26 protein-coding genes are annotated in these 25072 nt (G+C 42.9%); all 26 read left to right on the forward strand.

All coding sequences use genetic code 11. The features are described from left to right. The first annotated feature begins 13 nt into the window (after positions 1-13). The 26 genes from MHI41_RS07475 to pyrF all read left to right on the forward strand — a co-directional run bounded on the left by MHI41_RS07475 (position 14) and on the right by pyrF (position 25068). Complete coding sequence (locus MHI41_RS07475) at positions 14-1258, forward strand: SAF domain-containing protein (RefSeq protein WP_025207299.1); 1245 nt, start codon at positions 14-16, stop codon at positions 1256-1258. A gap of 12 nt (positions 1259-1270) precedes the next feature. After that, positions 1271-1702: a transcriptional regulator GutM gene (locus MHI41_RS07480; RefSeq protein WP_008354650.1), complete on the forward strand. Its 432-nt coding sequence runs from the start codon at positions 1271-1273 to the stop codon at positions 1700-1702. Positions 1703-1719: 17 nt separating this feature from the next. After that, complete coding sequence (locus tag MHI41_RS07485) at positions 1720-2250, forward strand: PTS glucitol/sorbitol transporter subunit IIC (protein ID WP_003210918.1); 531 nt, start codon at positions 1720-1722, stop codon at positions 2248-2250. A gap of 13 nt (positions 2251-2263) precedes the next feature. Then, positions 2264-3274, forward strand: coding sequence for a PTS glucitol/sorbitol transporter subunit IIB (locus MHI41_RS07490; protein WP_008344962.1), 1011 nt, complete (start codon positions 2264-2266; stop codon positions 3272-3274). Positions 3275-3300: 26 nt separating this feature from the next. Then, positions 3301-3657: a PTS glucitol/sorbitol transporter subunit IIA gene (locus MHI41_RS07495; RefSeq protein WP_007499733.1), complete on the forward strand. Its 357-nt coding sequence runs from the start codon at positions 3301-3303 to the stop codon at positions 3655-3657. Between the two features lie 129 nt (positions 3658-3786). Further along, positions 3787-4563: an ABC transporter ATP-binding protein gene (locus MHI41_RS07500; RefSeq protein ID WP_019743283.1), complete on the forward strand. Its 777-nt coding sequence runs from the start codon at positions 3787-3789 to the stop codon at positions 4561-4563. Positions 4564-4642: 79 nt separating this feature from the next. Further along, on the forward strand, positions 4643-4879 hold the full coding sequence (locus MHI41_RS07505; RefSeq protein ID WP_008344958.1) for a YlmC/YmxH family sporulation protein: 237 nt from the start codon (positions 4643-4645) through the stop codon (positions 4877-4879). Positions 4880-5091: 212 nt separating this feature from the next. Continuing rightward, entirely contained in the window at positions 5092-5955 is an 864-nt protein-coding gene (gene pgeF, locus MHI41_RS07510; protein WP_019743284.1) for a peptidoglycan editing factor PgeF, read from the forward strand. Between the two features lie 6 nt (positions 5956-5961). After that, the gene (locus tag MHI41_RS07515; protein ID WP_025207302.1) at positions 5962-6651 is read left to right on the forward strand and encodes a YggS family pyridoxal phosphate-dependent enzyme; all 690 of its coding nucleotides are present in this window, start codon (positions 5962-5964) and stop codon (positions 6649-6651) included. Between the two features lies 1 nt (position 6652). Next, a complete protein-coding gene (gene sepF / locus MHI41_RS07520) occupies positions 6653-7111 on the forward strand; it encodes a cell division protein SepF (protein ID WP_017359354.1) in 459 nt (152 codons plus the stop codon). 3 nt (positions 7112-7114) lie between these two features. Further along, positions 7115-7399, forward strand: a complete 285-nt coding sequence (locus tag MHI41_RS07525) for a YggT family protein (RefSeq protein ID WP_034657633.1) — start codon at positions 7115-7117, stop codon at positions 7397-7399. A 54-nt stretch (positions 7400-7453) separates the two neighbouring features. Then, positions 7454-8230 carry an RNA-binding protein gene (locus MHI41_RS07530; RefSeq protein WP_025207303.1) on the forward strand — a complete coding sequence of 259 codons (777 nt, stop codon included), beginning with the start codon at positions 7454-7456 and terminating at the stop codon, positions 8228-8230. Between the two features lie 26 nt (positions 8231-8256). Beyond that, complete coding sequence (locus tag MHI41_RS07535; protein WP_008344947.1) at positions 8257-8751, forward strand: DivIVA domain-containing protein; 495 nt, start codon at positions 8257-8259, stop codon at positions 8749-8751. Positions 8752-9107: 356 nt separating this feature from the next. Beyond that, complete coding sequence (gene ileS, locus MHI41_RS07540; RefSeq protein WP_282833604.1) at positions 9108-11873, forward strand: isoleucine--tRNA ligase; 2766 nt, start codon at positions 9108-9110, stop codon at positions 11871-11873. A gap of 160 nt (positions 11874-12033) precedes the next feature. Beyond that, complete coding sequence (locus MHI41_RS07545; RefSeq protein WP_052320396.1) at positions 12034-12408, forward strand: hypothetical protein; 375 nt, start codon at positions 12034-12036, stop codon at positions 12406-12408. A gap of 94 nt (positions 12409-12502) precedes the next feature. Beyond that, entirely contained in the window at positions 12503-12970 is a 468-nt protein-coding gene (lspA, locus tag MHI41_RS07550) for a signal peptidase II (RefSeq protein WP_008344942.1), read from the forward strand. Further along, on the forward strand, positions 12967-13881 hold the full coding sequence (locus tag MHI41_RS07555) for an RluA family pseudouridine synthase (protein ID WP_007499719.1): 915 nt from the start codon (positions 12967-12969) through the stop codon (positions 13879-13881). Before lspA ends, MHI41_RS07555 begins: the two co-directional genes overlap by 4 nt. A 170-nt stretch (positions 13882-14051) precedes the next feature. Further along, positions 14052-14594 carry a bifunctional pyr operon transcriptional regulator/uracil phosphoribosyltransferase PyrR gene (gene pyrR / locus MHI41_RS07560; protein ID WP_007499718.1) on the forward strand — a complete coding sequence of 181 codons (543 nt, stop codon included), beginning with the start codon at positions 14052-14054 and terminating at the stop codon, positions 14592-14594. Between the two features lie 155 nt (positions 14595-14749). Next, a complete protein-coding gene (locus MHI41_RS07565) occupies positions 14750-16078 on the forward strand; it encodes a solute carrier family 23 protein (protein WP_024720322.1) in 1329 nt (442 codons plus the stop codon). A 130-nt stretch (positions 16079-16208) separates the two neighbouring features. Then, positions 16209-17132, forward strand: coding sequence for an aspartate carbamoyltransferase catalytic subunit (locus tag MHI41_RS07570; protein ID WP_017359350.1), 924 nt, complete (start codon positions 16209-16211; stop codon positions 17130-17132). After that, complete coding sequence (locus MHI41_RS07575) at positions 17116-18402, forward strand: dihydroorotase (protein ID WP_282833605.1); 1287 nt, start codon at positions 17116-17118, stop codon at positions 18400-18402. The genes MHI41_RS07570 and MHI41_RS07575 overlap by 17 nt, the downstream gene beginning before the upstream one ends. Continuing rightward, positions 18399-19493, forward strand: a complete 1095-nt coding sequence (locus tag MHI41_RS07580) for a carbamoyl phosphate synthase small subunit (RefSeq protein ID WP_019743288.1) — start codon at positions 18399-18401, stop codon at positions 19491-19493. Before MHI41_RS07575 ends, MHI41_RS07580 begins: the two co-directional genes overlap by 4 nt. Continuing rightward, entirely contained in the window at positions 19478-22693 is a 3216-nt protein-coding gene (carB, locus tag MHI41_RS07585) for a carbamoyl-phosphate synthase (glutamine-hydrolyzing) large subunit (RefSeq protein WP_342493493.1), read from the forward strand. Before MHI41_RS07580 ends, carB begins: the two co-directional genes overlap by 16 nt. Beyond that, on the forward strand, positions 22690-23466 hold the full coding sequence (locus tag MHI41_RS07590) for a dihydroorotate dehydrogenase electron transfer subunit (RefSeq protein ID WP_007499709.1): 777 nt from the start codon (positions 22690-22692) through the stop codon (positions 23464-23466). Before carB ends, MHI41_RS07590 begins: the two co-directional genes overlap by 4 nt. Continuing rightward, on the forward strand, positions 23460-24392 hold the full coding sequence (locus MHI41_RS07595; RefSeq protein ID WP_046527253.1) for a dihydroorotate dehydrogenase: 933 nt from the start codon (positions 23460-23462) through the stop codon (positions 24390-24392). Before MHI41_RS07590 ends, MHI41_RS07595 begins: the two co-directional genes overlap by 7 nt. After that, positions 24364-25068: an orotidine-5'-phosphate decarboxylase gene (pyrF, locus tag MHI41_RS07600; protein WP_046527254.1), complete on the forward strand. Its 705-nt coding sequence runs from the start codon at positions 24364-24366 to the stop codon at positions 25066-25068. Before MHI41_RS07595 ends, pyrF begins: the two co-directional genes overlap by 29 nt. Positions 25069-25072: the final 4 nt, after the last annotated feature.

Raw genomic sequence — 25072 nt, forward strand, 5'->3', positions numbered from 1 at the left:
AAGGATGATTTAGATGTCAATTTATCAACAATTGTTAGCACGAGAACGCAGCGGAGATCCAATCAAAGTTGGGATTATCGGGGCAGGCCAAATGGGGTTTGGACTCATTTCACAAATTTCTAAAATTCCAGGCATGATTGTCGCAGGTGTTTGTGATATTCATCTTAGTGCAGCTGAGAAAGCAGCGAATTTTTACAAGCAACATGCGAAACCACATCAAATGGTCGTCACAAATGATTACAGAGAAGTGATTCAATCAGATTCTGTGGAAGTCGTTGTGGATGCAACAGGTGTTCCAGAGGTCGGAGCAAACATTTCTTTGGAAGCGCTTAATTCAAAAAAACATCTCGTTCTTTTAAATGTAGAAGTCGATATTACGATCGGCTTGGTCATGCATAAATTATTCACGAATGCAGGACTTGTTTACTCTGGATCAGCTGGAGATGAACCAGCAGCAACGCTAGAACTATACGAATTTGCAAAAACAATGGGGCTTGAAGTATTGGTTGCTGGGAAAGGTAAGAACAACCCATTCTTCCCAGAAGCAAACCCAGATACGTGTAAAGCTGAAGCAGATAGTAAACATATGAGTGCCCACATGCTGGCAGCATTCCAAGACGGAACAAAAACGATGGCAGAAATGAACCTATTAAGTAATGCAACAGGACTTTTGCCTGATAAAGTCGGCATGCACGGAGTAGAAGCGAATTTAGAAAATGTAGCAGATAAATTAAATCAAAAACAGCAAGGCGGCGTACTGGATAACTTCGGAGTCGTTGAATATGTAAACGGACTGGCACCAGGTGTCTTTGTCATCGTCAAGAGTGATCTTGAGCCAGTAGATGAAGAGCTTCGTTACTTAAAAGTTGGAAAAGGTCCTCACTACACACTGTATCGTCCTTTCCACTTAGCAAGCCTTGAAACACCAGTGACGATCGCAAAAGCAGTCTTACAACACGATTCTTCAATCCATCCAATTGGTGTACCAGTATCAGAAACTGTCGCTGTGGCGAAAAGAGATATTAAAGCAGGAGAAACACTTGATGGTATTGGCGGATACTCCGTAAGAGGTGTACTTGAAACACATCAAGACATGAAAGCGAACGGCCACATCCCAATTGGCTTAATCAGCGGAAAAGTGGTAGCGAAAAAAGATATCAAATTGGGGCAATTCCTCTCTCATGATGATGTAGAACTTGATGCAAACACAACGGTCTGGAAGCTGCGTTCATTACAAGATCACTTATTTCAATCATAAGGACGTGAGGCTATGGAAAAATTAGCAATCGTACTTTGTATCATTCTAATTGTGCAGTATGGTTTATCGTTTATTCAAATCAAGTACTACCGCAAAAGCATGGATTCACTGATTGACGACTATAAAGGGAAACAAGGCTATCACTTGTTTTCAGGAATGGAGCGGCGCAAATTTGGTCCTGGAGCCATTGCGCTCATCATTGTCGATGAATCATACATCATTCAAAAGTGTCATGTGCTGGGTGGCGTCTCGATTTTGTCTAAATTTAAGGAACTGCCTTCCTATGAAGGAAAACATGTGGGGGCTGTGCTTGATGAGCATCACATGATGAAACAAACATTGAAAAAGCGCAAAAGGGGACCAGCTGTCATGCAAGCACTCTCCATGGCAGCGGAGCAGGCGCTTGTCTCGATTTCTAAAAAAAATATAACAAATGTGAACTAAGAAAGGGGAGATGAAACATGGAATGGATTCAATGGTTTGGAGAGCACTTTATCGGGATGTTTGAAGCCGGCGGAAAGCAGTTCATGGGTCTTGTTACAGGTATCGTTCCAACGCTTGTTGTGTTACTTACTTTCACTTATGCTGTCATGAAGTTTATTGGAGAAGAGCGAGTGAATAGAGCGATTCAGTTTGCAGCGAAATATACCATTTTGCGCTATACGTTAATGCCGATCTTATCCGTTCTTATTTTGACAAACCCAATGGCTTATACGTTTGGCCGCTTCTTACCTGAAAAACAAAAACCAGCATTCTATGATTCAGCTGTTTCATTTGTTCATCCGGTGACATCGCTGTTCCCGTATGCCAACGCAGGAGAACTGTTTGTCTACTTAGGAATTGCGAACGGGATTAAAGAAGCTGGATACTCTATGTCAGAGCTGGCTGTTCGTTACTTCTTAGTCGGGATCGTTGTCATTTTACTTCGCGGAATCATTACGGAATGGATCACAAAGTACTTAGCAGGAAAAATGAAAGCGAATTCACAATAGGGGAGGGTTAGACATGACAAACCACAAAGTATTTGTTGCAAAAGGTGCTGGCGGATGGGGAAAAGGATTAGAGCTTGAACCAACCGGTAAAAGAAGAAAGGTCGTTTCCATTACAGGAGGAGGCATTCACCCAGTTGCACGTAAAATTGCAGAAATGACAGGGACAGAAGCATGTGATGGTTTTAAAAATTCTATACCAGAAGATGAAATGATGTGTGTTGTCATTGACTGCGGAGGAACAGCGCGAATCGGACTTTATCCAATGAAACGTATTCCAACTGTCGATGTGCTGGCATCCTCTCCTTCTGGACCGCTTGCAAAACACATTACAGAGGATATCTTCGTATCAGGTGTCACAGAAAAAGATATTTCCTTTGCGGAAGCATCTGATAGTGAAGGGACTGTAGAAGGTCAAGAAAGCAGCGGCCCAATTGACAAAGAGAATTTCAAAGAAACCTATTCAAAACTGAAAGAGGAAAATATCGAACGTCAAGAAAAAGGGAATTTCCTCATGAGATTCTCAAGAGGAATCGGGAAAGTAACCGGCACATTCTATCAAGCTGGTCGTGATTCTGTTGATATGCTCCTTAAAAACATTATTCCATTCATGGCCTTTGTCAGTATGTTAATTGGAATTATCAATTATACAAAAATCGGTGATCTGATTGCCCATTTCCTTTCACCTTTGGCAGGATCTTTATGGGGGCTCTTACTGCTCGTTGTTGTCTGTACCTTACCGTTCCTATCGCCTGTCTTAGGACCTGGGGCAGTCATTGCACAAGTCATCGGTGTTCTCATTGGTAGTCAAATTGCACTAGGGAATATTCCGCCTCAATTTGCTCTTCCAGCACTGTTTGCGATCAACGGTCAAGTAGGGTGTGACTTTATCCCGGTGGGGCTATCACTTGGTGAAGCGAAGCCGGAAACGGTACAATATGGGGTACCAGCAGTTTTGTATAGCCGTCTCATTACAGGCGTTCTATCTGTTGTGATCGCATACGTTGCCAGCTTCGGTATGTATTAAACGTATTAAAGGAGGAATCGAGATACATGGTAACACAATCTGTCGTAAAAGAAATTGGGATCTTAGTCCCGCAGTTTAAAGAAGATAAGCTGATTGTTTTATTTGGACCAGCAGCGCCGCAGGAATTAAGAGATATGTCTGTCATTCATGAGTTTGAACACTTAGAAGAAGAGCCGCTGAAATTAGGCGGAACGATTCAAGTGGGCGACCAAACTTATACCATTACTGCTTTAGGCAATAAAGCAAATGACAACTTTAAGGAACTCGGCCATATTTCGATCTACTTCCAAGAGCCGTTTGATGATGTATTACCGGGAGCTGTCTTTGCATCCCCGCATACGTTTCCTGACATTAAAGAGGGCGTACGAATTGAAATTTCGTAACCATGCAAAAAAGCTGTTCCTTAATAGGGAGCAGCTTTTTTGCGTTAGGTTTACTGATTGAAACATTTGCGATATGCTGTAGACGTTATTATTTGTATATTCAGAATTTTTATTCAGGGGGAAAAGATAGTGTCGCTTGACTTGAAGGATGTTTCTTTAAAACGAAATGGAAAATGGCTGCTGCGTTCTATTGACTGGCAGGTGAAAAACCAGGAACACTGGGTGCTTTATGGATTGAATGGTGCGGGAAAAACCGCTCTATTAAATATGCTGTGCTCGTATTATTTTCCAACGTCAGGTGAGATGACGGTGTTAGGCCATGTGTTTGGCAAGGAAGCGCTTGGTGAAAAACTAAGGAAGAAAATTGGTCTCATCTCTGCTGGTCTTGAAAAGAAGCTGCACAGAGATGACAATGCATTTGAAATTGTTTTGAGCGGGGCATTTGCTTCCATCGGACTTTATGAAACACCGACAGATGAGATAAGAGAGAAGGCGATTGATTTATTAAAAACATTTGGATCGTTTCAATATGCCAATCGAACGTATGAAACCCTGTCGCAAGGAGAGAAACAAAAAGTGCTCATCGCAAGAGCTTTAATGAATGATCCGAAGCTTCTGATCTTAGATGAACCTGTGACGGGTCTTGATTTTTTAGCAAGAGAACAAGTGCTGGAGACGATCTCATTGATTGCATCAAAACCAGATGCGCCCACATTGCTCTATACGACCCACCACGCAGAAGAGATTCTCCCGATTTTTCAGCACACCTTATTATTAAAAGAAGGTACTGTTTTTCATAAAGGGGAGACAAAGCAGATGATGACAAGCGACTTGCTTTCTTCTTTTTTTGAATGTCCAGTCGAAGTCATGTGGCAAAACGGCCGTCCTCACTTAAGTAAATTGTAGATAAGAGAAACTATTGGTCTGCTTCCCTGCTTTTCCATCATACATATTATAGTAGAAAACGAAAGGCGGGGAAGGACAGATGATCAGTATTTCTGAATTCCAAATCAAAGATGTTGTCGATGTGTCCAGCGGAAAAAAATTAGGTACCATTGGAGACATCGATATTAATGTCACGAGCGGTAAAATACAAGCGATTATCATAGGCGGTACAGGTAAAATGATGGGATTTTTCGGAAAAGAAGAGGAAATGATTGTCCCGTGGCGAAATATAGTAAAAATTGGCGAAGATGTGATACTTGTCCGATTGTCTTCTTAATTCGTGTAAACTCCTCAATCAATAGATCAAATTTTCCTTGAAACAAGCTCTCCATTCTCAGCAATCAATGTCTTTTTCGGGTAAAAAGATTACGTTTTCATATCAATTTGAAAAAAAACCTGTAGAAAGGGCACATTTGAGTGTAATATTTAATGAATCCCACTAACTGTCTTTGCAAGTCTTGTGGTAAAATAGGAGCGATATAAAGAGAGATGAATGAAAGGTGGGAGGCAGCTTTGATAGACAAATATGACCCCTTTCAGCAGAAATCACCTTATGCAATGATGATTCATGATTGGACGAACATGACATGTTCTGGAAAAGAGATATTGGCCGGTTTTACGACAAAAAATGGCGGCTTTAGTCTTTCTCCATATCAATCAATGAACACTGGACTCCATGTAGGAGATGATGCTTCTAGTGTCCAAATGAATCGTCAAGTCATTGCAGATGCTACTGCTGTGCCGCTCTCTAATTGGGTGTTTGCTGACCAAACACACGAGGATCGCATCATGAAAGTCACGAAGGAACAAAAGGGAAGAGGAAGTCTTCAGTATGATGAAGCGCTCTCTAGAACAGATGGTTTATACACCTCTGAACCAAACATCATGCTCGCTCTTTGTTTCGCTGACTGTGTTCCGCTTTATTTTCTAGCGCCGCAATCTGGGCTGATTGGAACGGCTCATGCCGGCTGGAAAGGAACCGTTAAGCAAATTGGCGCCAACATGGTTGATGCATGGGTTCGCCAAGAAGGCGCTGATGCCGATCATATACAAGTCGTCATTGGACCATCCATTGGCAGCTGCTGCTACATAGTAGATGATGTTGTCATAGATCAAGTGAAACAGCTTCCTTTTACAACAGAGGATGTGTATTCCGAGATTTCACAAGGACAATACAAAATTGACTTAAAAACATTAAACAAAAACGTATTACTTCATGCAGGATTAAAAGAAGAAAACATACATGTCAGTTCGATGTGCACAAGTTGCAATGAGCAGCATTTCTTCTCACACCGGCGTGATCAAGGGAAAACAGGACGTATGATGTCTTTTGTCGGGTTTAAGGAGGCATAAGTGCAATTGAATGTACGAGAGAATCTCAGACAAATAAATGAACAAATCAACGAAGCATGTAAAAGAGCAGGTAGACATCCAGACGATGTATCGGTTGTCGCTGTCACAAAATATGTCTCGATTGAACGAGCATTAGAAGCCAAGGATGCCGGAATTTTGCACTTTGGTGAAAATCGTGACCAAGGGTTACTTGAAAAACAGGCAGCCATAACCGATGAAAACATTAACTGGCACTTCATCGGCAGTTTACAGACGCGAAAAGTGAAATCTGTCATTCAGACCATTGATTACTTACATTCGCTCGACAGAATGTCCCTTGCGAATGAAATTGAAAAAAGAGCGGATCACACGGTTCGCTGTTTTGTACAGGTGAACACATCACTTGAGGAGTCAAAACATGGCTTACAAAGCGAAGACGTGATTCCATTTGTCAAACAGCTGGCTGATTTCAAACATATTGAAATTGCTGGACTCATGACGATGGCTCCATTTACAGATGATCATACTGTGATACGAAACTGTTTTAAAACATTAAAAAGCCTTCAACAAGAGGTAAAACAACTGAACCAAGTAAATGCACCTTGTCAGCATTTATCGATGGGCATGTCAAACGATTTTGAAATCGCAATTGAAGAAGGTGCGACATTTGTTCGGATTGGCTCTTCACTTGTTGGAAATGAAACAGGAGGTGCGTGACATGAGCATAAAAAATAAGTTTAAAAGCTTCTTCACACTCGATGATGAAGAGTATGAGTACGAATATATTGATGAAGAAAGAGAACCAGCACAAGAAGAAAAAAACACAAAAGATAAAGCGGCATTTCAAGAGCGTCCTCAGGCAGGAAAACAAAATGTCGTCAGCTTGCAAAGCGTGCAAAAATCCTCTAAAGTGGTGTTAAGTGAGCCGCGTGTTTATGCAGAGGCTCAGGAGATTGCAGACCATATTAAAAATCGGCGTGCAGTCGTCGTCAATTTGCAGCGCATTCAGCACGATCAAGCAAAGCGAATCATCGACTTCTTAAGCGGAACGGTTTATGCAATCGGTGGAGACATTCAGCGTATTGGCTCGAATATATTCCTCTGCACTCCTGATAATGTGGATGTATCTGGCACAATATCAGAGCTATTGACAGAGGAAGAACCTCAGAGGTGGTAAATCATAGTTATTCTAAATTTCATTTTTAATATTTTGGGTACGGTATTAACGATTTACTCATTCGCGATCATTATTTACATCTTTATGTCATGGGTGCCATCTGCAAGAGAAACATCGATTGGCCGCTTCTTGACAAACATTTGCGAACCGTATTTAGAACCATTCCGTAAAATTATTCCGCCAATTGGCATGATTGACATCTCGCCGATTGTGGCATTGCTTGTGATTCGTTTCGCATCATCGTATGGACTAACTGGTCTTTATAATATGATTGTACGATTCATGTAAACAGGCTGCCGGGCTTGGCATCTGCCAGGCTCTTTTACATAAAAGGGGAACAAAATGAGCGATATTTATCAACATTTTAGAAAAGACGAACAGCCATTTGTCGACCAAGTATTAGGCTGGAAAAACATCGCACTCGATCAATATCGAATGAAATTAACAGACTTTCTTGATCCGCGTGAGCAGTTTATTACCCAGTCCGTGATTCAGCATTCTGATGAACTGGGTCTCATGTTTTTTGGCGGGTATGAGGAAGCAGAGCGAAAAAGGGCTTTGATCTATCCTGATTATTTAGCACCGTCTATACAGGATTTCGAGCTGACTTATTTTCAGGTGAACTATGCGAAAAAGTTTATTTCGATAGAACACCCCAACCTTCTCGGTTCGCTCATTGGGACAGGCCTGAAGCGTCAAAAATTCGGTGATTTGTTATTTTCAGAGGACAATGTGCAATTTATTTGTACAAGCGATGTCGCCGATTTTGTCCGGGCTCAGCTGACGCATGTCGGCAGAGCGTCTGTTTCATTAGAGGAAATCAGCAAGGCAGATCTTCAGCCAGTCATCAGCAAAACCGATATCAAAGAAGATACGATTTCTTCACTGCGGCTTGACGCTGTATGTGCTGCTGTCAGCCGTCAATCTCGGCAAAAAGCACAGCTTTTGGTCAAAAATGGTCTTGTCAAAGTAAACTGGAAAGTCACTGAAGACCCTTCCTTTACAATTGGTGAAGGTGATCAGCTCTCTGTCAGGGGATTTGGCCGCTTTAGCTTAAAAACAATTGATGGGAAGACGAAAAAAGATAAATTTAAAGTAACATTTGAGCTTCTGACATAACGAATTTGAATCTGGAGGTGGCAAGATTGCCATTAACACCTAATGATATTCATAATAAAACGTTCACAAAAAGTTTTCGCGGCTATGACGAAGATGAAGTAAATGAGTTTTTAAGCCAAGTACGTAAAGATTACGAGATCGTACTTCGCAAAAAGAATGAGCTTGAAGACAAAGTCAACGAGCTTGATGAAAGACTAGGCCATTTTGCAACAATTGAAGAAACATTAAACAAATCCATTCTTGTGGCGCAAGAAGCAGCAGAAGACGTGAAGCGTCATTCTGATAAAGAAGCGAAATTGATCATTCGTGAAGCTGAGAAAAATGCAGACCGTATTATCAACGAAGCGTTATCAAAATCAAGAAAGATTGCAATGGAAATCGAAGAGCTCAAGAAACAGTCGAAAGTCTTTAGAACTCGTTTCCAAATGCTCATCGAAGCTCAGCTTGATCTTCTGAAAAATGATGATTGGGATCATTTGCTGGAATATGAAGTTGACGCTGTCTTTGACGAAAAAGAATAAGCGGATCATCTTGACATGATGTGCTCATGTTGCATATAATACCATCATAAATTAACAAGAGATAAACGTTTGAAAGGGACACTCGCAGTTGTCACATGCGTAATTAAGCGAATCAGGGACGGTGGAAGCCTGACATTACGGGACGCTGCAATGAGATCACCCCTTTAGTTCCTTTTCTGAAATGAATGAGTAAGAAAAGGCGTCAGATCACGTTACGATTTTAGAGTGGATAAGCGGCAATTTCAAAGCGCTTGTCTAAAAGGGTGGTACCGCGAGACAAGCCTTCTCGTCCCTTATGGGATGAGAGGGCTTTTTTTATTGTTTTTTAATACGAATTTGCATGTGGAGGAATAGGTATGAACTACAAAGACACCTTATTAATGCCAAAAACAGAATTCCCGATGAGAGGGAACTTGCCGAACAAAGAGCCTGAAATCCAAGAGGAGTGGGCAGAAAAAGACATCTATCAAATGGTTTTAGAGCGGACAAAAGGACGCCCGACCTTTATTTTGCATGATGGACCTCCATATGCGAATGGTGACATTCATATGGGGCACGCACTCAATAAAATCCTCAAAGATTTTATTGTCCGTTTTAAATCAATGAATGGATTCCATGCACCGTACGTACCGGGCTGGGATACACATGGCTTACCGATTGAAACAGCCCTTACGAAAAATAAAAAAGTCAAACGCAAAGAAATGTCGACAGCAGAATTCCGTAAACTATGTGAGGAGTATGCTTGGAAACAAATCGAAGGTCAGCGCAATCAGTTTAAACGTTTGGGCGTAAGAGCAGACTGGGACAATCCATATGTGACATTGAAGCCTGAATACGAAGCGCAGCAAATTCTTGTCTTTGGTGAAATGGCGAAAAGAGGCTATATTTACAAAGGTCTTAAGCCTGTTAACTGGTCTCCATCAAGTGAATCAGCACTTGCTGAAGCAGAAATTGAATACAAGGACAAACGTTCACCATCGATTTACGTATCATTTAAAGTGAAAGATGGCAAAGGCGTACTTGAAAACGGCGAGCAGTTCATCATCTGGACAACAACACCTTGGACACTTCCTGCAAACCTTGGCATTTGTGTACATCCAAACCTAGAGTACAGTGTGCTTCAAGTGGGTGCTGAGCGATATGTCATCGCATCTGAACTAGTTGAACAAGTGGCAAAAACACTTGGCTTTGAAGAGTACGAAGTTGTGAAAACCTTAAAAGGTAAAGAATTAGATAAGGTCGTTGCAGCACATCCAATTTACGATAGAGATTCTCTTGTGATGCTTGGTGATCACGTCACAACAGATGCAGGAACAGGCTGTGTTCACACAGCGCCAGGTCACGGGGAAGATGACTTTATCGTAAGTATGAAGTACGGTCTTGATGTGCTATGTCCAGTAGATGAAAAAGGTGTGATGACAGAAGAAGCACCTGGTTTTGAAGGACTATTCTACGAGGATGCCAATAAAGCCATCACAGAACAGCTTGAAGCAAAAGGCGCATTGAAAAAACTCGACTTCATCACGCACTCCTATCCGCATGACTGGAGAACGAAAAAACCAACAATTTATCGTGCAACTGCTCAGTGGTTTGCTTCCATTAAAGATTTCAGAGAAGCACTATTAGATAATATTAAAGAAACGAAATGGGTTCCAGCTTGGGGCGAAACGCGCCTGTTCAATATGGTGCGTGACAGAGGTGACTGGTGCATTTCAAGACAGCGTGTATGGGGCGTTCCAATCCCAGTCTTCTATGCTGAAAATGGTGAGCCAATCATCACAGATGAAACGATTCAGCACGTTTCTCAATTATTTAGAGAACATGGCTCGAATATTTGGTTTGAAAAAGAAGCAAAAGAATTATTGCCTGAAGGCTTTACACATCCAGGCAGCCCGAATGGTGAATTTACAAAAGAGCAAGATATCATGGATGTATGGTTTGATTCTGGTTCTTCTCACCAAGCGGTATTAGAAGAACGAGATGACCTGGTTCGTCCGGCAGACCTTTACCTTGAAGGTTCTGATCAATATCGCGGCTGGTTTAACTCATCTTTATCTACAGCAGTTGCAGTCACTGGAAAAGCGCCATATAAAGGTGTTCTCAGCCATGGCTTTACGCTTGATAAAGAAGGACGCAAGATGAGTAAATCATTAGGCAATACGATTGATCCGACGAAGGTGGCGAAGCAGCTTGGTGCGGAGATTCTAAGACTTTGGGTATCTTCTGTCAACTATCAAGCCGATCATCCTGTGTCTGATGACATTTTAAAACAAGTCGCAGAAGTTTATCGTAAAATCCGTAACACCTTCCGCTTCTTGCATGGTAACCTGTTTGACTTTGATCCAGCAGTCAATGCAGTACCCGTCGAAGAGCTTCGCGAAGTGGATCAATATATCTTAATCAAATTAAACAAATTGATTAATAAAGTGAAAAAAGCTTATGATGATTACGAATTTGCGGTTGTCTATCATGCCATCCACAACTTCTGTACGATTGAGCTTAGCTCTTTCTATCTCGATTTTGCAAAAGATGTGGTATACATTGAGCATGCGGATCATCCAGACCGCCGCAGCATGCAAACGGTCTTCTATGAAACATTAATGGCGTTAGTGAAGCTGACAGCACCAATTCTTCCGCATACAGCAGATGAACTATGGAGCCACTTAAGCTTTGTTGAAGAGCCAAGTGTTCAGTTAACAGATATGCCAGAAGGTGTGGCTGTTCCTCAAGCAGAAGCGACAGAAGTGAAGTTTGACCGCTTTATGGAAGTACGTGACGATGTGCTAAAAGCGCTGGAAATTGCGCGTAATGAGAAAGTCATCGGACGTTCACTTGAAGCAAGTGTGACCCTTTATGCAACAGAGGAAGTGAAAAACCTTCTTGCATCCATTAAAGAAGATGTGAAACAGCTCTTTATCATTTCTGAATTAACAGTAGAAGATGAGAAGCATGCAGACGCATCAGCGCCTGAATACACATCAGGACGAATTGTCGTTCAAAAAGCAGAAGGAGAACTGTGCGAACGTTCCCGCATTATTTCAAAAGATGTTGGCGCAAATCCAAAATACCCAACATTGTCGCTTAAAAATGCTGAAATCGTGGAGAAATATTACCAGAATTAACAGCGCGATATCACCAACTAGCGCCCCGCATAAAGCGGGGCGTTTTTGATATAGAGAAAATGACAGCGTTTAGAACGAAAGGAAAAATCTTATGGCTTTAAAGTGAACAGGCGGGGCAACAATATGATTATCACGACAGGGCAGGAGTTGAAACAGCGACATGAATGGCGATCTAGAGACGATTTACATGGAACTCCTTCAAATGAGAGAAGAACTGCAATCGAAACTGTTTGAATATGCATCATTGCGTTCACCCGCTGAACATGTCACTTTCGATCAAGCAAAAACGACCACGCTTCTTTATCACATCAAAGAAGAACTGCAAGATGTTTCGCTCGCGATTGCAAAAATTGAACAAGGAACTTATGGCATATGTGAGGCGACAGGGCTTACAATGCCCATTGAACAAATGAGTATTCTTCCGACAGCTCGTACGACTGACGACTTTTTATATCATAAGCAATATGAGAAAAAAGCATTCACCCCTTATCCTTATGAATCAAACGATTCTCATTTTGAAGCCTTCCACATGTAGGGAGGTTTTTGTCTGTCAACTAAAGTTTCTTTACTCCTTCCTGTTTTCTTGATAAAATGCTTAAAGACCAAAGTATGAAGATGGAGGAACGTGTGTGTTCTATTACATAATCGCATTCGTGATAATTTGTTTAGATCAATTAACAAAATGGCTCATTGTCAAACATATGATGCTCGGTGATTCTATTCCTGTGATTGATGGCTTCTTTTACATCACATCCCACCGAAATTCAGGAGCCGCATGGGGGATTCTCCAAGGACAAATGTGGTTTTTCTATGTGATCACACTCGTTGTTATTGCAGGAATTGTTTATTATTTGCAAAAACATGGACAAAAGGACAAGCTACTTGGCGTAGCGCTTGCCTTAATGCTTGGCGGAGCGATTGGAAACTTTATTGACCGTATTTTCCGTCAAGAAGTGGTTGATTTTGCTCATTTCGTATTTGGGGATTATCATTATCCAATCTTTAATATCGCAGATTCCTCTCTATGTGTGGGGGTTATTCTGCTCTTTATTCAAATGCTGTTAGATGGAAAGAAAAATAAGGAGTCAACTACATGAATCAAGTAAACATTGCCGTTTCAGAAGAACAAACGAGTGAACGGCTTGATAAATTTTTAAGCACAACTGAACCAGAATGGTCAAGAACCCAAGTCCAGCAGTGGGTGAAAGATGGGCTCATCGAAGTAAATGGAAAACAAGTGAAGGCCAATTATAAAGTACAAGCTGGAGATCAAATCAAAGTAGAGATTCCAGATCCAGAAGCACTAGATGTAGAAGCGGAATCAATGGATCTTGATATTTATTATGAGGATGAAGATGTACTAGTGGTCAATAAACCAAGAGGAATGGTCGTTCATCCAGCACCAGGACATGTGACAGGTACTCTTGTCAATGGCCTCATGGCTCATTGCAATGATTTGTCAGGCATTAATGGTGTGATGAGACCAGGAATTGTCCACCGGATTGATAAAGATACGTCAGGGCTTTTAATGGTCGCAAAAAATGATATGGCGCATGAATCACTCGTCAATCAGCTGGTGGCGAAAACGGTCACTAGAAAATACACAGCCGTTGTTCATGGCATCATTCAGCATGATACTGGAACGATTGATGCACCAATTGGTCGAGACAAAAAAGATCGCCAAAGCATGACGGTCACAAAAGAAAATGCAAAGCAGGCAGTCACTCATTTTGATGTGATGGAGCGCTTTAAAGACTTTACCGTTGTAGAATGCCGCCTTGAAACGGGAAGAACTCACCAAATTCGTGTTCATATGAAATACATTGGCTATCCGCTTGCAGGAGATCCAAAATATGGCCCGAGAAAAACCGTTGATTTCAATGGACAACTGCTGCATGCAGGCGTGTTAGGATTTGATCACCCTAGAACAGGAGAATATATGGAGTTTACAGCTCCAATTCCAGCTGATATGCGGGGCTTTATCGATTCATTAAGAAATAACGATTGACAGGCCGTTCTTTTTTTGAAATAATAAACGAAGAAATTGAGATTCTTTAAAACAGTCCAGAGAGGCTGAGAAGGATAACGGATCAATTTGTGCACGAGTATGCACAAATGAGCGCCCCTCTCTGCCCTTTGCAGAAGGGGCTTTTTATTTGTCAAAAAGAGGTGTAAAAGATGGAACAAAAAGCAGTCATTCTTGATGAACAAGCGATAAGACGAGCGCTTACCCGTATTGCACATGAAATGATTGAGCGCAACAAAGGGATGAAGGATGTCATCCTGGCCGGGATCAAGACAAGAGGTATTCATCTTGCAAAGCGCCTTGCAGAGCGCATCGAGCAAATTGAAGGAAACCCAGTGACGGTGGGTGAACTGGATATTACGCTATACCGTGATGACCTGACAAAAAAGACAGAGAATCAAGACCCGCTTGTCAAGGGTGCAGACATTCCAGCTGACATTAATGACAAAACACTGATTGTCGTGGATGATGTGCTGTTCACAGGCAGAACGGTGAGAGCGGCTATGGATGCGCTTGTGGATGTAGGAAGACCATCTTCCATTCAGCTAGCTGTTCTAGTCGACCGGGGACACCGGGAGCTGCCGATTCGAGCGGATTATATCGGGAAAAACATCCCGACATCAAAAGCAGAGACAGTCATGGTTCAGCTCAATGAAGTAGATCAAAACGACCTTGTCGCTATATATGAAAAATAACCTTTTTAAATGCATTCCAGAGAGTTTGCAAAGAGGGCAATAACAGAGACACCGAGCACACGGCTAAAGTGACGTGTACGGTTTTTCTAGGCCTCTTTGCGCATACTCGCAAAGAGGCTTTTTTAATGAAAAAGGACACATCTAGGAGGAAAATCATGAGTCAGCAAAAAGCCAATTTAGGCATTCGAGATATCCCAAAACCGTTCACATGGCTGTCACTCAGCCTGCAGCACTTGTTTGCCATGTTTGGTGCAACCATTCTTGTACCAAAGATCATTGATATGAGCCCAGCCGTTGCGCTCATCTCAAGCGGGGTTGGAACCATTGTGTACTTAATCATCACAAGAGGGCAGATTCCGGCGTATCTTGGATCGTCCTTTGCCTTTATCGCCCCTATCTTGAATGTAAAAGCCACCGGCGGCCCTGGAGCAGCAATGGTAGGTGCCTTTATGGCGGGTGTGGCATATGCACTCATCGCATTATTTATCAAATGGCTCGGCACAGGCTGGCTAATGAAGCTTCTGCCGCCTGTCGTTGTAGGACCCGTTATTATGGTCATCGGACTCGGACTCGCTGGAACAGCTGTTAACATGGCGATGTACGTCGATCCAAATGCAAAGGAGCTTGTTTACAGCCTGAAGCACTTAATGGTTGCAGGCTTCACGCTCGCTGTCACCATTATTAGTATGATCTTCCTAAGAGGATTCCTTAGCTTGATTCCAGTCTTAATCGGCATTATTAGCGGCTACCTCTTTGCCTTAACACAAGGCATTGTGAACTTTCAGCCGGTCATTGATGCAAAATGGTTTGCTGTACCAGACTTTGTTGTGCCATTTGTCGACTATACACCTGCTGTGACTTTAAGCATTCTCACAGTGATGGTGCCGGTTGCCTTTGTGACCATGTCTGAGCATATCGGCCATCAAGTCGTGTTAAGCAAGGTTGTCGGGCAGGATTTTATTAAAAAACCAGGTCTTCATCGCTCCATTTTAGGAGACAGTGCAGCAACGATCTTTGCATCACTCATTGGCGGACCTCCAACAACGACTTATGGAGAAAACATTGGCGTCCTTGCCATCACAAGAGTGTTCAGTATCTTCGTCATCGGCGGAGCAGCGGTGTTTGCGATCTGCTTCGGCTTTGTTGGGAAAATTTCTGCATTAATCAGTACAGTACCATCCGCGGTTATGGGGGGCGTTTCGTTCCTGCTCTTTGGAATCATAGCCTCAAGCGGACTGCGAATCCTGATTGATCATAAAGTGAACTTTGAAGAAAAGCGCAATCTCATTATCGCATCAGTCATCTTAGTCATTGGAATTGGCGGAGCATTCATTGAGGTGAAACAAATCAATCTGACGCTGTCAGGAATGGCACTCGCTGCAATTACTGGCGTCCTGTTAAATATGATTCTGCCGCATCAGAAGGCAGAAGATGATGAGTCAAATGAATCGAATACCGAAAACCTTTTAAAAGAAGTCCAGTGAGGCTGACAAGGGTTCTAAACGGAGCAGAACGTGCGAAAGCACCCCTGCTTCTTTTGGAGAACCCTAAGCTGCCGAGGCTTAGGGTTTTTTTGAACCTGAAAGTGATGAAAAACTAGAGGGGGCAGAAAAAATGAATGATTTATCGACAATGAGCAGCTTGTCAAAGGAAGAAATTTTACAGCTGATTGAAGAAGCATGTGCATTGAAAAAAGGGAAACAGGAACATGGTTTAGCAGGTGAATTTGTAGCGAACCTCTTCTTTGAACCAAGTACAAGAACGCGTTTTAGCTTTGAGGTGGCAGAGAAGAAACTTGGAATGAATGTGCTGAACCTAGACGCAGCAAGTACCTCTGTTCAAAAGGGAGAGACCCTTTACGATACAGTGAAAACACTTGAATCCATCGGAGTCAAGGCATGTGTCATCAGAGACAGTACCGACGAATATTACAAAGAGCTGATTGGGAAGGTCGGGATTCCAATCATTAATGCGGGAGATGGCTGCGGACAGCACCCTACACAATCATTGCTGGATTTGATGACGATCTTCGAAGAGTTTGGCGGTTTTGAAGGCTTAACGATCTCGATTCATGGTGATATCAAACATAGCAGGGTGGCAAGGTCCAATGCTGAAGTCCTCGCAAGACTAGGAGCGACAGTGCTCTTTTCAGGACCAGCTTCCTTCCAAGATGAACAAAATCCTCATGGAATGTATGTCGAAGTGGACGAAGCCATGAAGCGGTCTGACGTGGTGATGCTGCTGAGAATTCAGCATGAAAGACACTCAGAAAAGATGGGCAATGAGGGTTACTTATCGACTTATGGATTAACAGTAGACAGGGCAAGCAAAATGAAAGAAAGAGCGATTATTATGCATCCAGCACCAGTAAATAGAGGTGTTGAAATAGATGATTCATTAGTAGAGTCAAAACAGTCAAGGATTTTTAAACAAATGGAAAATGGTGTGTATATCCGAATGGCTGTGTTAAAAAGGGCTTTTCAAAATAGCAGACTACATCAAAAAGGGAGAGATTCTGTCTATGTCATATCTCATTAAAAACGGTTTTATCTTATCAAGCACAGGGGAAAGAGTGCAGCAGGATATTAGGGTAGAAGGAAAAGTGATTCAAGCAATGGGTCACTTAGAAAGAGAAGACGGAGAAGAAGTCATTGATGCAGCAGGGCTATTTGTATCACCAGGTTTGATTGATCTGCATGTGCATTTAAGAGAGCCAGGCGGCGAGAAAAAAGAAACCATTGAAACAGGTTCTAAGGCAGCAGCAAGAGGCGGGTATACGACCATTGCAGCGATGCCAAATACACGGCCAGTTCCAGATACAAAAGAACAAATGGAATGGCTGATGAATCGAATCAAAGAGACCTCATCTGTAAGAGTACTGCCATACGCTTCCATCACGACGAGACAAATTGGCGAAGAGATGACGGACTTTGCAGCGTTAAAAGAAGCGGGCGCTTTTGCCTTTACGGATGACGGTGTTGGTATTCAAACAGCAGGCATGATGTACGAAGCAATGAAAAAGGCAGCAAGCCTTGATCAAGCCATAGTGGCGCACTGTGAAGATAACTCACTCATTTATGGAGGATGCGTTCATGAAGGAGACTTTTCAAAAGCAAATGGGTTAAACGGGATACCGTCAATTTGTGAATCGGTGCATATTGCAAGAGATGTCCTCTTAGCAGAAGCAGCGAATTGTCATTATCATGTATGCCATATCAGCACAAAGGAATCAGTCCGAGTGGTACGCGATGCAAAAACAGCAGGCATTCGTGTGACAGCTGAGGTCTCGCCACATCACCTGCTCTTATGTGATGCAGACATTCCAGGTCTTGACACAAACTATAAAATGAATCCGCCGCTCAGAGGAGCAGAAGATCGCGAGGCACTGATCGAGGGGCTTTTAGATGGCACGATTGATTTTATCGCCACAGACCATGCACCGCATACAGAAGAAGAAAAGAACGAAACGATGCAGAGGGCACCTTTTGGGATTGTTGGACTTGAAACAGCGTTCCCGCTTCTGTACACACGTTTTGTGAAAACAGGGGAATGGACATTAAAAGAACTTGTTGATTATATGACCATCAAACCAGCAGAAGCCTTTGCTCTTCCATACGGAAAGCTGGAAGAAGGTCAAATCGCTGATATCACACTGATTGATTTAAACAAAGAAATGGCAATTGACAAAAAAAGCTTCTTATCTAAAGGACAAAATACACCGTTTGACAAATTGACTGTATCAGGATGGCCGGTCATGACACTTGCATCTGGGAAAGTCGTTTATGAAGAGGGGAGACTAGTAAAATGAAGAGACGCTTAGTGCTAGAAAACGGAACAGTATTCGAAGGAACAGGCTTTGGCAGCTTAGAACCGTCAGTCGGAGAAGTCGTCTTTAACACAGGGATGACAGGCTATCAAGAGATTTTGTCTGACCCGTCGTACTGCGGACAAATTGTCACACTCACTTACCCGCTGATCGGCAACTATGGCATTAACCGTGATGATTTTGAATCGATCACACCGTTTGTGAAAGGGCTGATCGTGAAAGAGCTTTGTGAAAAGCCTTCAAACTGGCGCTCTTCATACTCACTTGATGAGTATTTAAAAATGAAAAATATCCCAGGTCTTAGCGGTATTGATACACGCAAGCTCACGCGCATGATTCGAAGTGCAGGTACATTAAGAGGAGCTTTTGCAGGACCGGATGAACAAGTAGAAGACGTTGTAAGCCGCCTTCAAACGATGCAGCTACCAACAGATCAAGTAAGCCAAGTATCTGTGAAAAATGCGTATCCAAGCCCAGGAAGAGGAAAAAGAATTGTGCTTGTCGATTTCGGCATGAAGCACGGCATTTTGCGCGAGCTCAATAAGCGAGACTGTGATGTCATTGTGGTGCCATACAATATCACGGCAGATGAAGTATTACAGTTAAAACCAGACGGCATCATGCTTTCAAACGGACCTGGGGATCCAGTCGATGTGCCAGAAGCGGTTGAAATGATTCAGCAGCTGATTGGAAAGGTACCACTCTTTGGTATCTGCCTGGGACACCAGTTATTCGCGCTTGCGTGCGGCGCAAGTACAGAAAAAATGAAATTTGGGCATAGAGGATCCAATCATCCAGTCAAAGAACTAGCAACTGGCAAGGTAACCTTGACGTCTCAAAATCATGGCTACACGGTTAGCGCCATTAATGAAGACGTGCTTGAAGTCACACATATTGCGCTAAATGACAATACCATTGAAGGATTAAAACATAAAGAAGCACCAGCATTCACTGTCCAGTATCACCCAGAAGCATCACCGGGTCCAGAAGATGCGAACTACTTATTTGACGAGTTCATGGACATGATTCATACAACTGAGAAAGAAGGGGAAGAAGTATGCCAAAACGCGTAGATATCAAAAAGATTTTAGTGATCGGTTCAGGTCCAATCATCATCGGGCAGGCAGCGGAGTTTGACTATGCAGGCACACAGGCTTGCTTAGCGCTAAAAGAAGAGGGCTATGAAGTCGTTCTTGTGAACTCTAACCCTGCGACGATCATGACAGATACAGAAATGGCCGATAAGGTATACATCGAACCACTGACACCAGAATTTTTAACACGAATCATTCGAAAAGAACGTCCTGATGCGATTCTGCCAACACTTGGCGGACAAACTGGATTGAACCTTGCTGTTGAGTTATCAGATCTTGGTGTACTCGCTGAATGCGGTGTTGAAGTACTAGGCACCAAGCTGTCAGCTATTCAAAAAGCAGAGGACAGAGATTTATTCCGTAATCTAATGAATGAATTAAATGAACCTGTACCAGAAAGTGAAATCATCCATAACCTTGAAGAAGCGATGGCATTCACAGATCAAATCGGTTTCCCGGTCATTGTTAGACCAGCCTATACACTAGGCGGAACAGGCGGCGGAATTTGTACAAATGAGCAAGAATTAAAAGAAATCGTCGAGAATGGACTGAAGTTAAGTCCGGTGACACAATGTTTGCTTGAAAAAAGTATCGCAGGCTTTAAAGAAATTGAATATGAGGTCATGCGTGACAGCGGAGATCATGCCATTGTGGTTTGTAACATGGAAAACTTTGATCCTGTCGGCATCCACACAGGTGACAGTATCGTTGTGGCACCAAGTCAAACGCTAAGTGATCGTGAATATCAGCTGCTTCGTAATGTGTCACTCAAGCTGATCCGTGCACTTGGCATTGAAGGCGGATGTAACGTACAGCTGGCGATTGATCCAGACAGCTTCCAATACTATATTATCGAAGTAAACCCGCGCGTGAGCCGTTCTTCTGCTCTTGCGTCTAAAGCAACAGGATATCCAATTGCAAAACTTGCAGCGAAAATCGCAGTCGGCCTAACGCTTGATGAAATGATGAACCCAGTCACAGGTAAAACATATGCAGCGTTCGAACCAGCACTCGACTATATCGTTTCCAAAATCCCGCGCTGGCCGTTCGATAAATTTGAATCTGCCAACAGACGACTTGGAACACAAATGAAAGCAACGGGTGAGGTCATGGCGATCGGCCGCACATTAGAAGAGTCTCTTTTAAAGGCTGTTCGTTCACTTGAAGCGGATGTGCATCACATTGAATTAAAAGACGAAGCGGACATTACGAACGAAGTGCTCGAAAAGCGGATTATCAAAGCAGGAGATGAACGTCTGTTTTATATCGCTGAGGCACTAAGAAGAGGCTATACCGTCGAACAGATTCATGAATTCTCGAAAATTGATTATTTCTTCCTTCATAAACTGGAAGGCATCATCACATTTGAAAAGACACTAAAAGAAAATAAAGGCAATGTAGACGTTTTAAAAGAAGCGAAAGAAAAAGGTTTCTCAGATATTTATATTAGCCGCGAATGGAATATGAACGAGGCAGATGTCTACAACCTAAGAACAGAAGCAGGCATCGTTCCTGTGTATAAGATGGTGGACACATGTGCGGCAGAATTTGAATCAGAAACACCGTATTTCTACAGCACATATGAAGATGAAAATGAATCCGAACGAACAGATAAGAAAAGTGTCATCGTGCTAGGCTCAGGTCCAATCAGAATCGGACAAGGGGTTGAATTTGATTATGCGACCGTTCATTCAGTGTGGGCAATCAAACAAGCAGGCTATGAAGCCATTATTATTAACAACAACCCTGAAACCGTCTCAACAGACTTTAGTATTTCAGATAAGCTTTACTTTGAACCACTCACTGTAGAAGATGTGATGCACATCATCGACCTTGAACAACCAGAAGGTGTCGTCGTTCAGTTTGGCGGACAAACAGCGATTAACTTAGCAGATGAATTATCAAATAGAGGGGTTAAGATACTTGGAACATCGCTTGAAGACCTTGATCGCGCGGAAAACCGTGACAAGTTTGAACAAACATTAGAAACTCTCGGCGTGCCGCAGCCAAAAGGTAAGACAGCAACGTCTGTGCAAGAGGCAGTAGCGATTGCGAATCAAATCGGTTACCCCGTGCTTGTCCGTCCTTCCTATGTATTAGGCGGCCGTGCAATGGAAATTGTGTATCAAGAAGCTGAGCTCCTTCACTACATGGAGAATGCAGTGAAAGTCAATCCGCAGCACCCAGTGCTCATTGACAAGTATTTGACAGGAAAAGAAATTGAAGTAGATGCTGTGTCTGACGGAGAAACGGTTGTCATACCAGGCATTATGGAACACATTGAAAGAGCCGGAGTTCACTCTGGAGACTCCATTGCGGTCTACCCGCCGCAAACTTTGTCAGAGGACATCAAAGCGAAGATCGCAGAATACACGATTAAACTCGCAAAAGGCCTTAACATCATTGGGCTTTTGAACATTCAATTTGTTCTATCAAAAGGAGAAGTGTACGTACTTGAAGTGAATCCGCGCTCAAGCCGGACTGTCCCATTCTTAAGTAAAATTACAGGCATTCCAATGGCGAACTTAGCTACAAAGGTTATTTTAGGAGAAAAACTGAAAAACTATGGCTACCAAGAAGGGCTTCATGTTGAGCAAGAAGGCGTATATGTGAAAGTTCCAGTCTTCTCTTTTGCAAAACTAAGAAGAGTAGATATTACACTAGGGCCTGAAATGAAATCAACAGGTGAAGTCATGGGGAAAGATGTCACAATCGAAAAAGCCCTCTACAAAGGGTTGATTGCATCAGGCATTCAAATTCCAAAAGACGGAACGGTGCTCCTGACAGTGGCTGATAAGGATAAAGAAGAAGGACTTGAGATTGCAAGAAGATTCCATTCCATCGGCTATCATATTTTAGCAACAGAAGGAACAGCGAATTACTTAAAACAAGCCTCTATTCCATCAAGTGTTGTCGGCAAAATAGGAGAAGAAGGAAAGAATCTGCTGGATGTCATTCGAAATGGTGAAGCCCAATTTGTCATCAACACCTTAACAAAAGGAAAACAGCCGGCAAGAGACGGCTTTAGAATTAGACGTGAATCTGTTGAAAATGGTGTCGCTTGCTTAACGTCACTAGATACAGCGGAAGCGATTTTAAGAGTGCTAGAGAGCATGACATTTAGAGCAGATGAAATGCCAGAAGTGAAAACGAATGCTGAGGTGACAGTAACGATATGAAAAAAGCATACTTGACGGTCGTCTCAAACCGAGAGATCGCTGATCATATTTACGAAATGACATTAAAAGGTGATCTTGTTGAATCCTTTCAAACAGCTGGACAGTTTCTTCATATAAAGGTCAGTGAATCCATGACACCGCTGCTGAGAAGACCGATCAGTATTGCCAACATTCATGCCGAAAAGCAAGAAGCAACCATCATTTACCGCGCAGAGGGAGAGGGCACAAAGCTCCTTTCCCAAAAGCGGGCGGGAGAGTCAGTCGATGTGTTAGGACCGCTTGGAAACGGCTATGACCCTTCAGTCGTTCAGGCCGGACAGACCGCATTATTAGTCGGTGGAGGAATCGGTGTGCCTCCGCTATATGAACTGTCTAAGCGGTTAACGAAAAAAGGCGTCATCGTAAAACATGTTCTCGGTTTTCAATCGAAAAAGGATGTATTTTATGAGGAGAAGTTTCAAGCGCTCGGAGATACATTTATCGCAACCGTTGATGGAACATATGGCTCGAAAGGTTTCGTGACAAATGTCATTGAAGAGAATGAGCTGGACTTTGATGTCTTGCTTTCCTGTGGACCGACACCTATGTTAAAAGCACTAAAAGACTCTTATCCCGATAAGCCTGTCTATATTTCAATGGAAGAACGAATGGGCTGCGGAATCGGTGCATGCTTTGCTTGTGTCTGTCATACCGATCAGCACGAGAAACCGTACGTTAAAGTTTGTCTGGATGGACCTGTTTTTAAAGCGGAGGAGGTGGCGCTATCATGCTAAACATCGAATTACCCGGCTTATCTTTAAAAAATCCAATCATTCCTGCATCAGGCTGTTTTGGATTTGGAAAAGAATTCGCATCATTATATGACCTTTCCTTGCTGGGCGGCATCATGATTAAAGCCACGACCCTTGAAACGAGATTTGGCAACCCGACACCTAGGGTAGCTGAGACAGGAGCCGGTATGCTGAATGCGATTGGTCTACAAAATCCAGGTCTAAAAGGCGTGCTTGAACATGAATTACCTTGGCTTGAGCAGTTCGATACCCCTATTATTGCCAATGTTGCTGGATCACAAGTTGATGATTATGTTGAAGTAGCAAAGCAAATTAGTCAAGCAAGCAATGTTCACGCCCTTGAACTGAATATCTCGTGTCCGAATGTGAAAACAGGCGGAATTGCCTTTGGGACCGATCCAGAAATGGCGGCTACATTGACAAAAGCCGTTAAGGAAGTTTCCTCCGTTCCTGTTTATGTGAAGCTGTCACCTAATGTAGCCAATATCGTTGAGATTGCTAAAGCGATTGAATCGGCTGGAGCGGATGGACTCACCATGATCAATACTTTGATTGGGATGCGTTTAGATTTAAAAACAGGCAAACCCATTCTTGCCAATAAAACAGGCGGATTATCAGGTCCTGCCGTAAAACCTGTTGCCATCCGAATGGTGCATGAGGTCAGTCAAGCCGTTACTATTCCGATTATTGGGATGGGCGGGGTGCAAAGCGCTGAAGATGTACTTGAATTTTTACTAGCTGGCGCAAGTGCGGTAGCTGTTGGGACAGCCAATTTTGTGAACCCATTTATTTGCCCGGAAATCATTGATGAACTGCCGAATGTGTTAGCGGCTTATGGGTATTCATCTGTAGAGGAATGCATCGGAAGGAGCTGGAAACATGAAGCACTTGCCCATCATCGCGCTTGATTTTCCATCAGGACAGGAGGCGCACGCCTTTATAGATCGTTTTGAAGGCACTCCATTATTCGTAAAGGTTGGCATGGAGCTGTTTTACCAAGAAGGTCCTGCCATTATTGACGCACTGAAAGAAAAAAATTGCCGTATTTTCCTTGATCTGAAGCTTCATGACATTCCAACAACCGTGCAAAAAGCGATGAACCGGCTTGCTGCACTTGGTGTTGATTTGGTGAATGTGCATGCAGCCGGCGGGAAAAGAATGATGCAGGCGGCCATAGAGGGGCTTGAAAGCGGAACCCCTGCCGGGCAAAATCGCCCGGGCATCATTGCAGTGACCCAGCTGACAAGCACGTCAGAAGATATGATGAAAAAAGAATTACTAATTGACCGCCCATTGCAAGAGGCTGTGCTTCATTATGGACAATTGGCATATGAAAGTGGACTTGATGGTGTGGTGTGCTCTGTTCATGAATCAAAACAGCTTCATGAACAAATCTCTCCCTCCTTTCTCACTGTCACACCAGGAATTCGCTTACCAAATGATCAAACGGATGACCAAAAGCGTGTGGCGACACCTGCCTTTGCCAAAGAGCAGGGTGTTTCACAGATTGTTGTGGGAAGATCGATCACAAAAGCCACAAACCCAGTGGAAGCTTATCAACAAATTTTGAAAGAGTGGGAGTGACTGC

Source organism: Bacillus sp. FSL M7-0307 (genome assembly GCF_038627835.1).
In the GTDB taxonomy this organism is placed as follows: Bacteria; Bacillota; Bacilli; order Bacillales; family Bacillaceae; genus Bacillus; species Bacillus altitudinis.

What these genes read in the sequence shown, in the direction of transcription:
- MHI41_RS07475 (WP_025207299.1), top strand. Translation starts at nt 14, where the DNA reads ATGTCAATTTATCAACAATTGTTAGCACGAGAACGCAGCGGAGATCCA.
- MHI41_RS07480 (WP_008354650.1), top strand. Translation starts at nt 1,271, where the DNA reads ATGGAAAAATTAGCAATCGTACTTTGTATCATTCTAATTGTGCAGTAT.
- MHI41_RS07485 (WP_003210918.1), top strand. Translation starts at nt 1,720, where the DNA reads ATGGAATGGATTCAATGGTTTGGAGAGCACTTTATCGGGATGTTTGAA.
- MHI41_RS07490 (WP_008344962.1), top strand. Translation starts at nt 2,264, where the DNA reads ATGACAAACCACAAAGTATTTGTTGCAAAAGGTGCTGGCGGATGGGGA.
- MHI41_RS07495 (WP_007499733.1), top strand. Translation starts at nt 3,301, where the DNA reads ATGGTAACACAATCTGTCGTAAAAGAAATTGGGATCTTAGTCCCGCAG.
- MHI41_RS07505 (WP_008344958.1), top strand. Translation starts at nt 4,643, where the DNA reads ATGATCAGTATTTCTGAATTCCAAATCAAAGATGTTGTCGATGTGTCC.
- pgeF (WP_019743284.1), top strand. Translation starts at nt 5,092, where the DNA reads ATGAATGAAAGGTGGGAGGCAGCTTTGATAGACAAATATGACCCCTTT.
- sepF (WP_017359354.1), top strand. Translation starts at nt 6,653, where the DNA reads ATGAGCATAAAAAATAAGTTTAAAAGCTTCTTCACACTCGATGATGAA.
- MHI41_RS07530 (WP_025207303.1), top strand. Translation starts at nt 7,454, where the DNA reads ATGAGCGATATTTATCAACATTTTAGAAAAGACGAACAGCCATTTGTC.
- ileS (WP_282833604.1), top strand. Translation starts at nt 9,108, where the DNA reads ATGAACTACAAAGACACCTTATTAATGCCAAAAACAGAATTCCCGATG.
- MHI41_RS07545 (WP_052320396.1), top strand. Translation starts at nt 12,034, where the DNA reads ATGAATGGCGATCTAGAGACGATTTACATGGAACTCCTTCAAATGAGA.
- MHI41_RS07555 (WP_007499719.1), top strand. Translation starts at nt 12,967, where the DNA reads ATGAATCAAGTAAACATTGCCGTTTCAGAAGAACAAACGAGTGAACGG.
- pyrR (WP_007499718.1), top strand. Translation starts at nt 14,052, where the DNA reads ATGGAACAAAAAGCAGTCATTCTTGATGAACAAGCGATAAGACGAGCG.
- MHI41_RS07565 (WP_024720322.1), top strand. Translation starts at nt 14,750, where the DNA reads ATGAGTCAGCAAAAAGCCAATTTAGGCATTCGAGATATCCCAAAACCG.
- MHI41_RS07570 (WP_017359350.1), top strand. Translation starts at nt 16,209, where the DNA reads ATGAATGATTTATCGACAATGAGCAGCTTGTCAAAGGAAGAAATTTTA.
- MHI41_RS07575 (WP_282833605.1), top strand. Translation starts at nt 17,116, where the DNA reads ATGTCATATCTCATTAAAAACGGTTTTATCTTATCAAGCACAGGGGAA.
- MHI41_RS07580 (WP_019743288.1), top strand. Translation starts at nt 18,399, where the DNA reads ATGAAGAGACGCTTAGTGCTAGAAAACGGAACAGTATTCGAAGGAACA.
- carB (WP_342493493.1), top strand. Translation starts at nt 19,478, where the DNA reads ATGCCAAAACGCGTAGATATCAAAAAGATTTTAGTGATCGGTTCAGGT.
- MHI41_RS07590 (WP_007499709.1), top strand. Translation starts at nt 22,690, where the DNA reads ATGAAAAAAGCATACTTGACGGTCGTCTCAAACCGAGAGATCGCTGAT.
- MHI41_RS07595 (WP_046527253.1), top strand. Translation starts at nt 23,460, where the DNA reads ATGCTAAACATCGAATTACCCGGCTTATCTTTAAAAAATCCAATCATT.
- pyrF (WP_046527254.1), top strand. Translation starts at nt 24,364, where the DNA reads ATGAAGCACTTGCCCATCATCGCGCTTGATTTTCCATCAGGACAGGAG.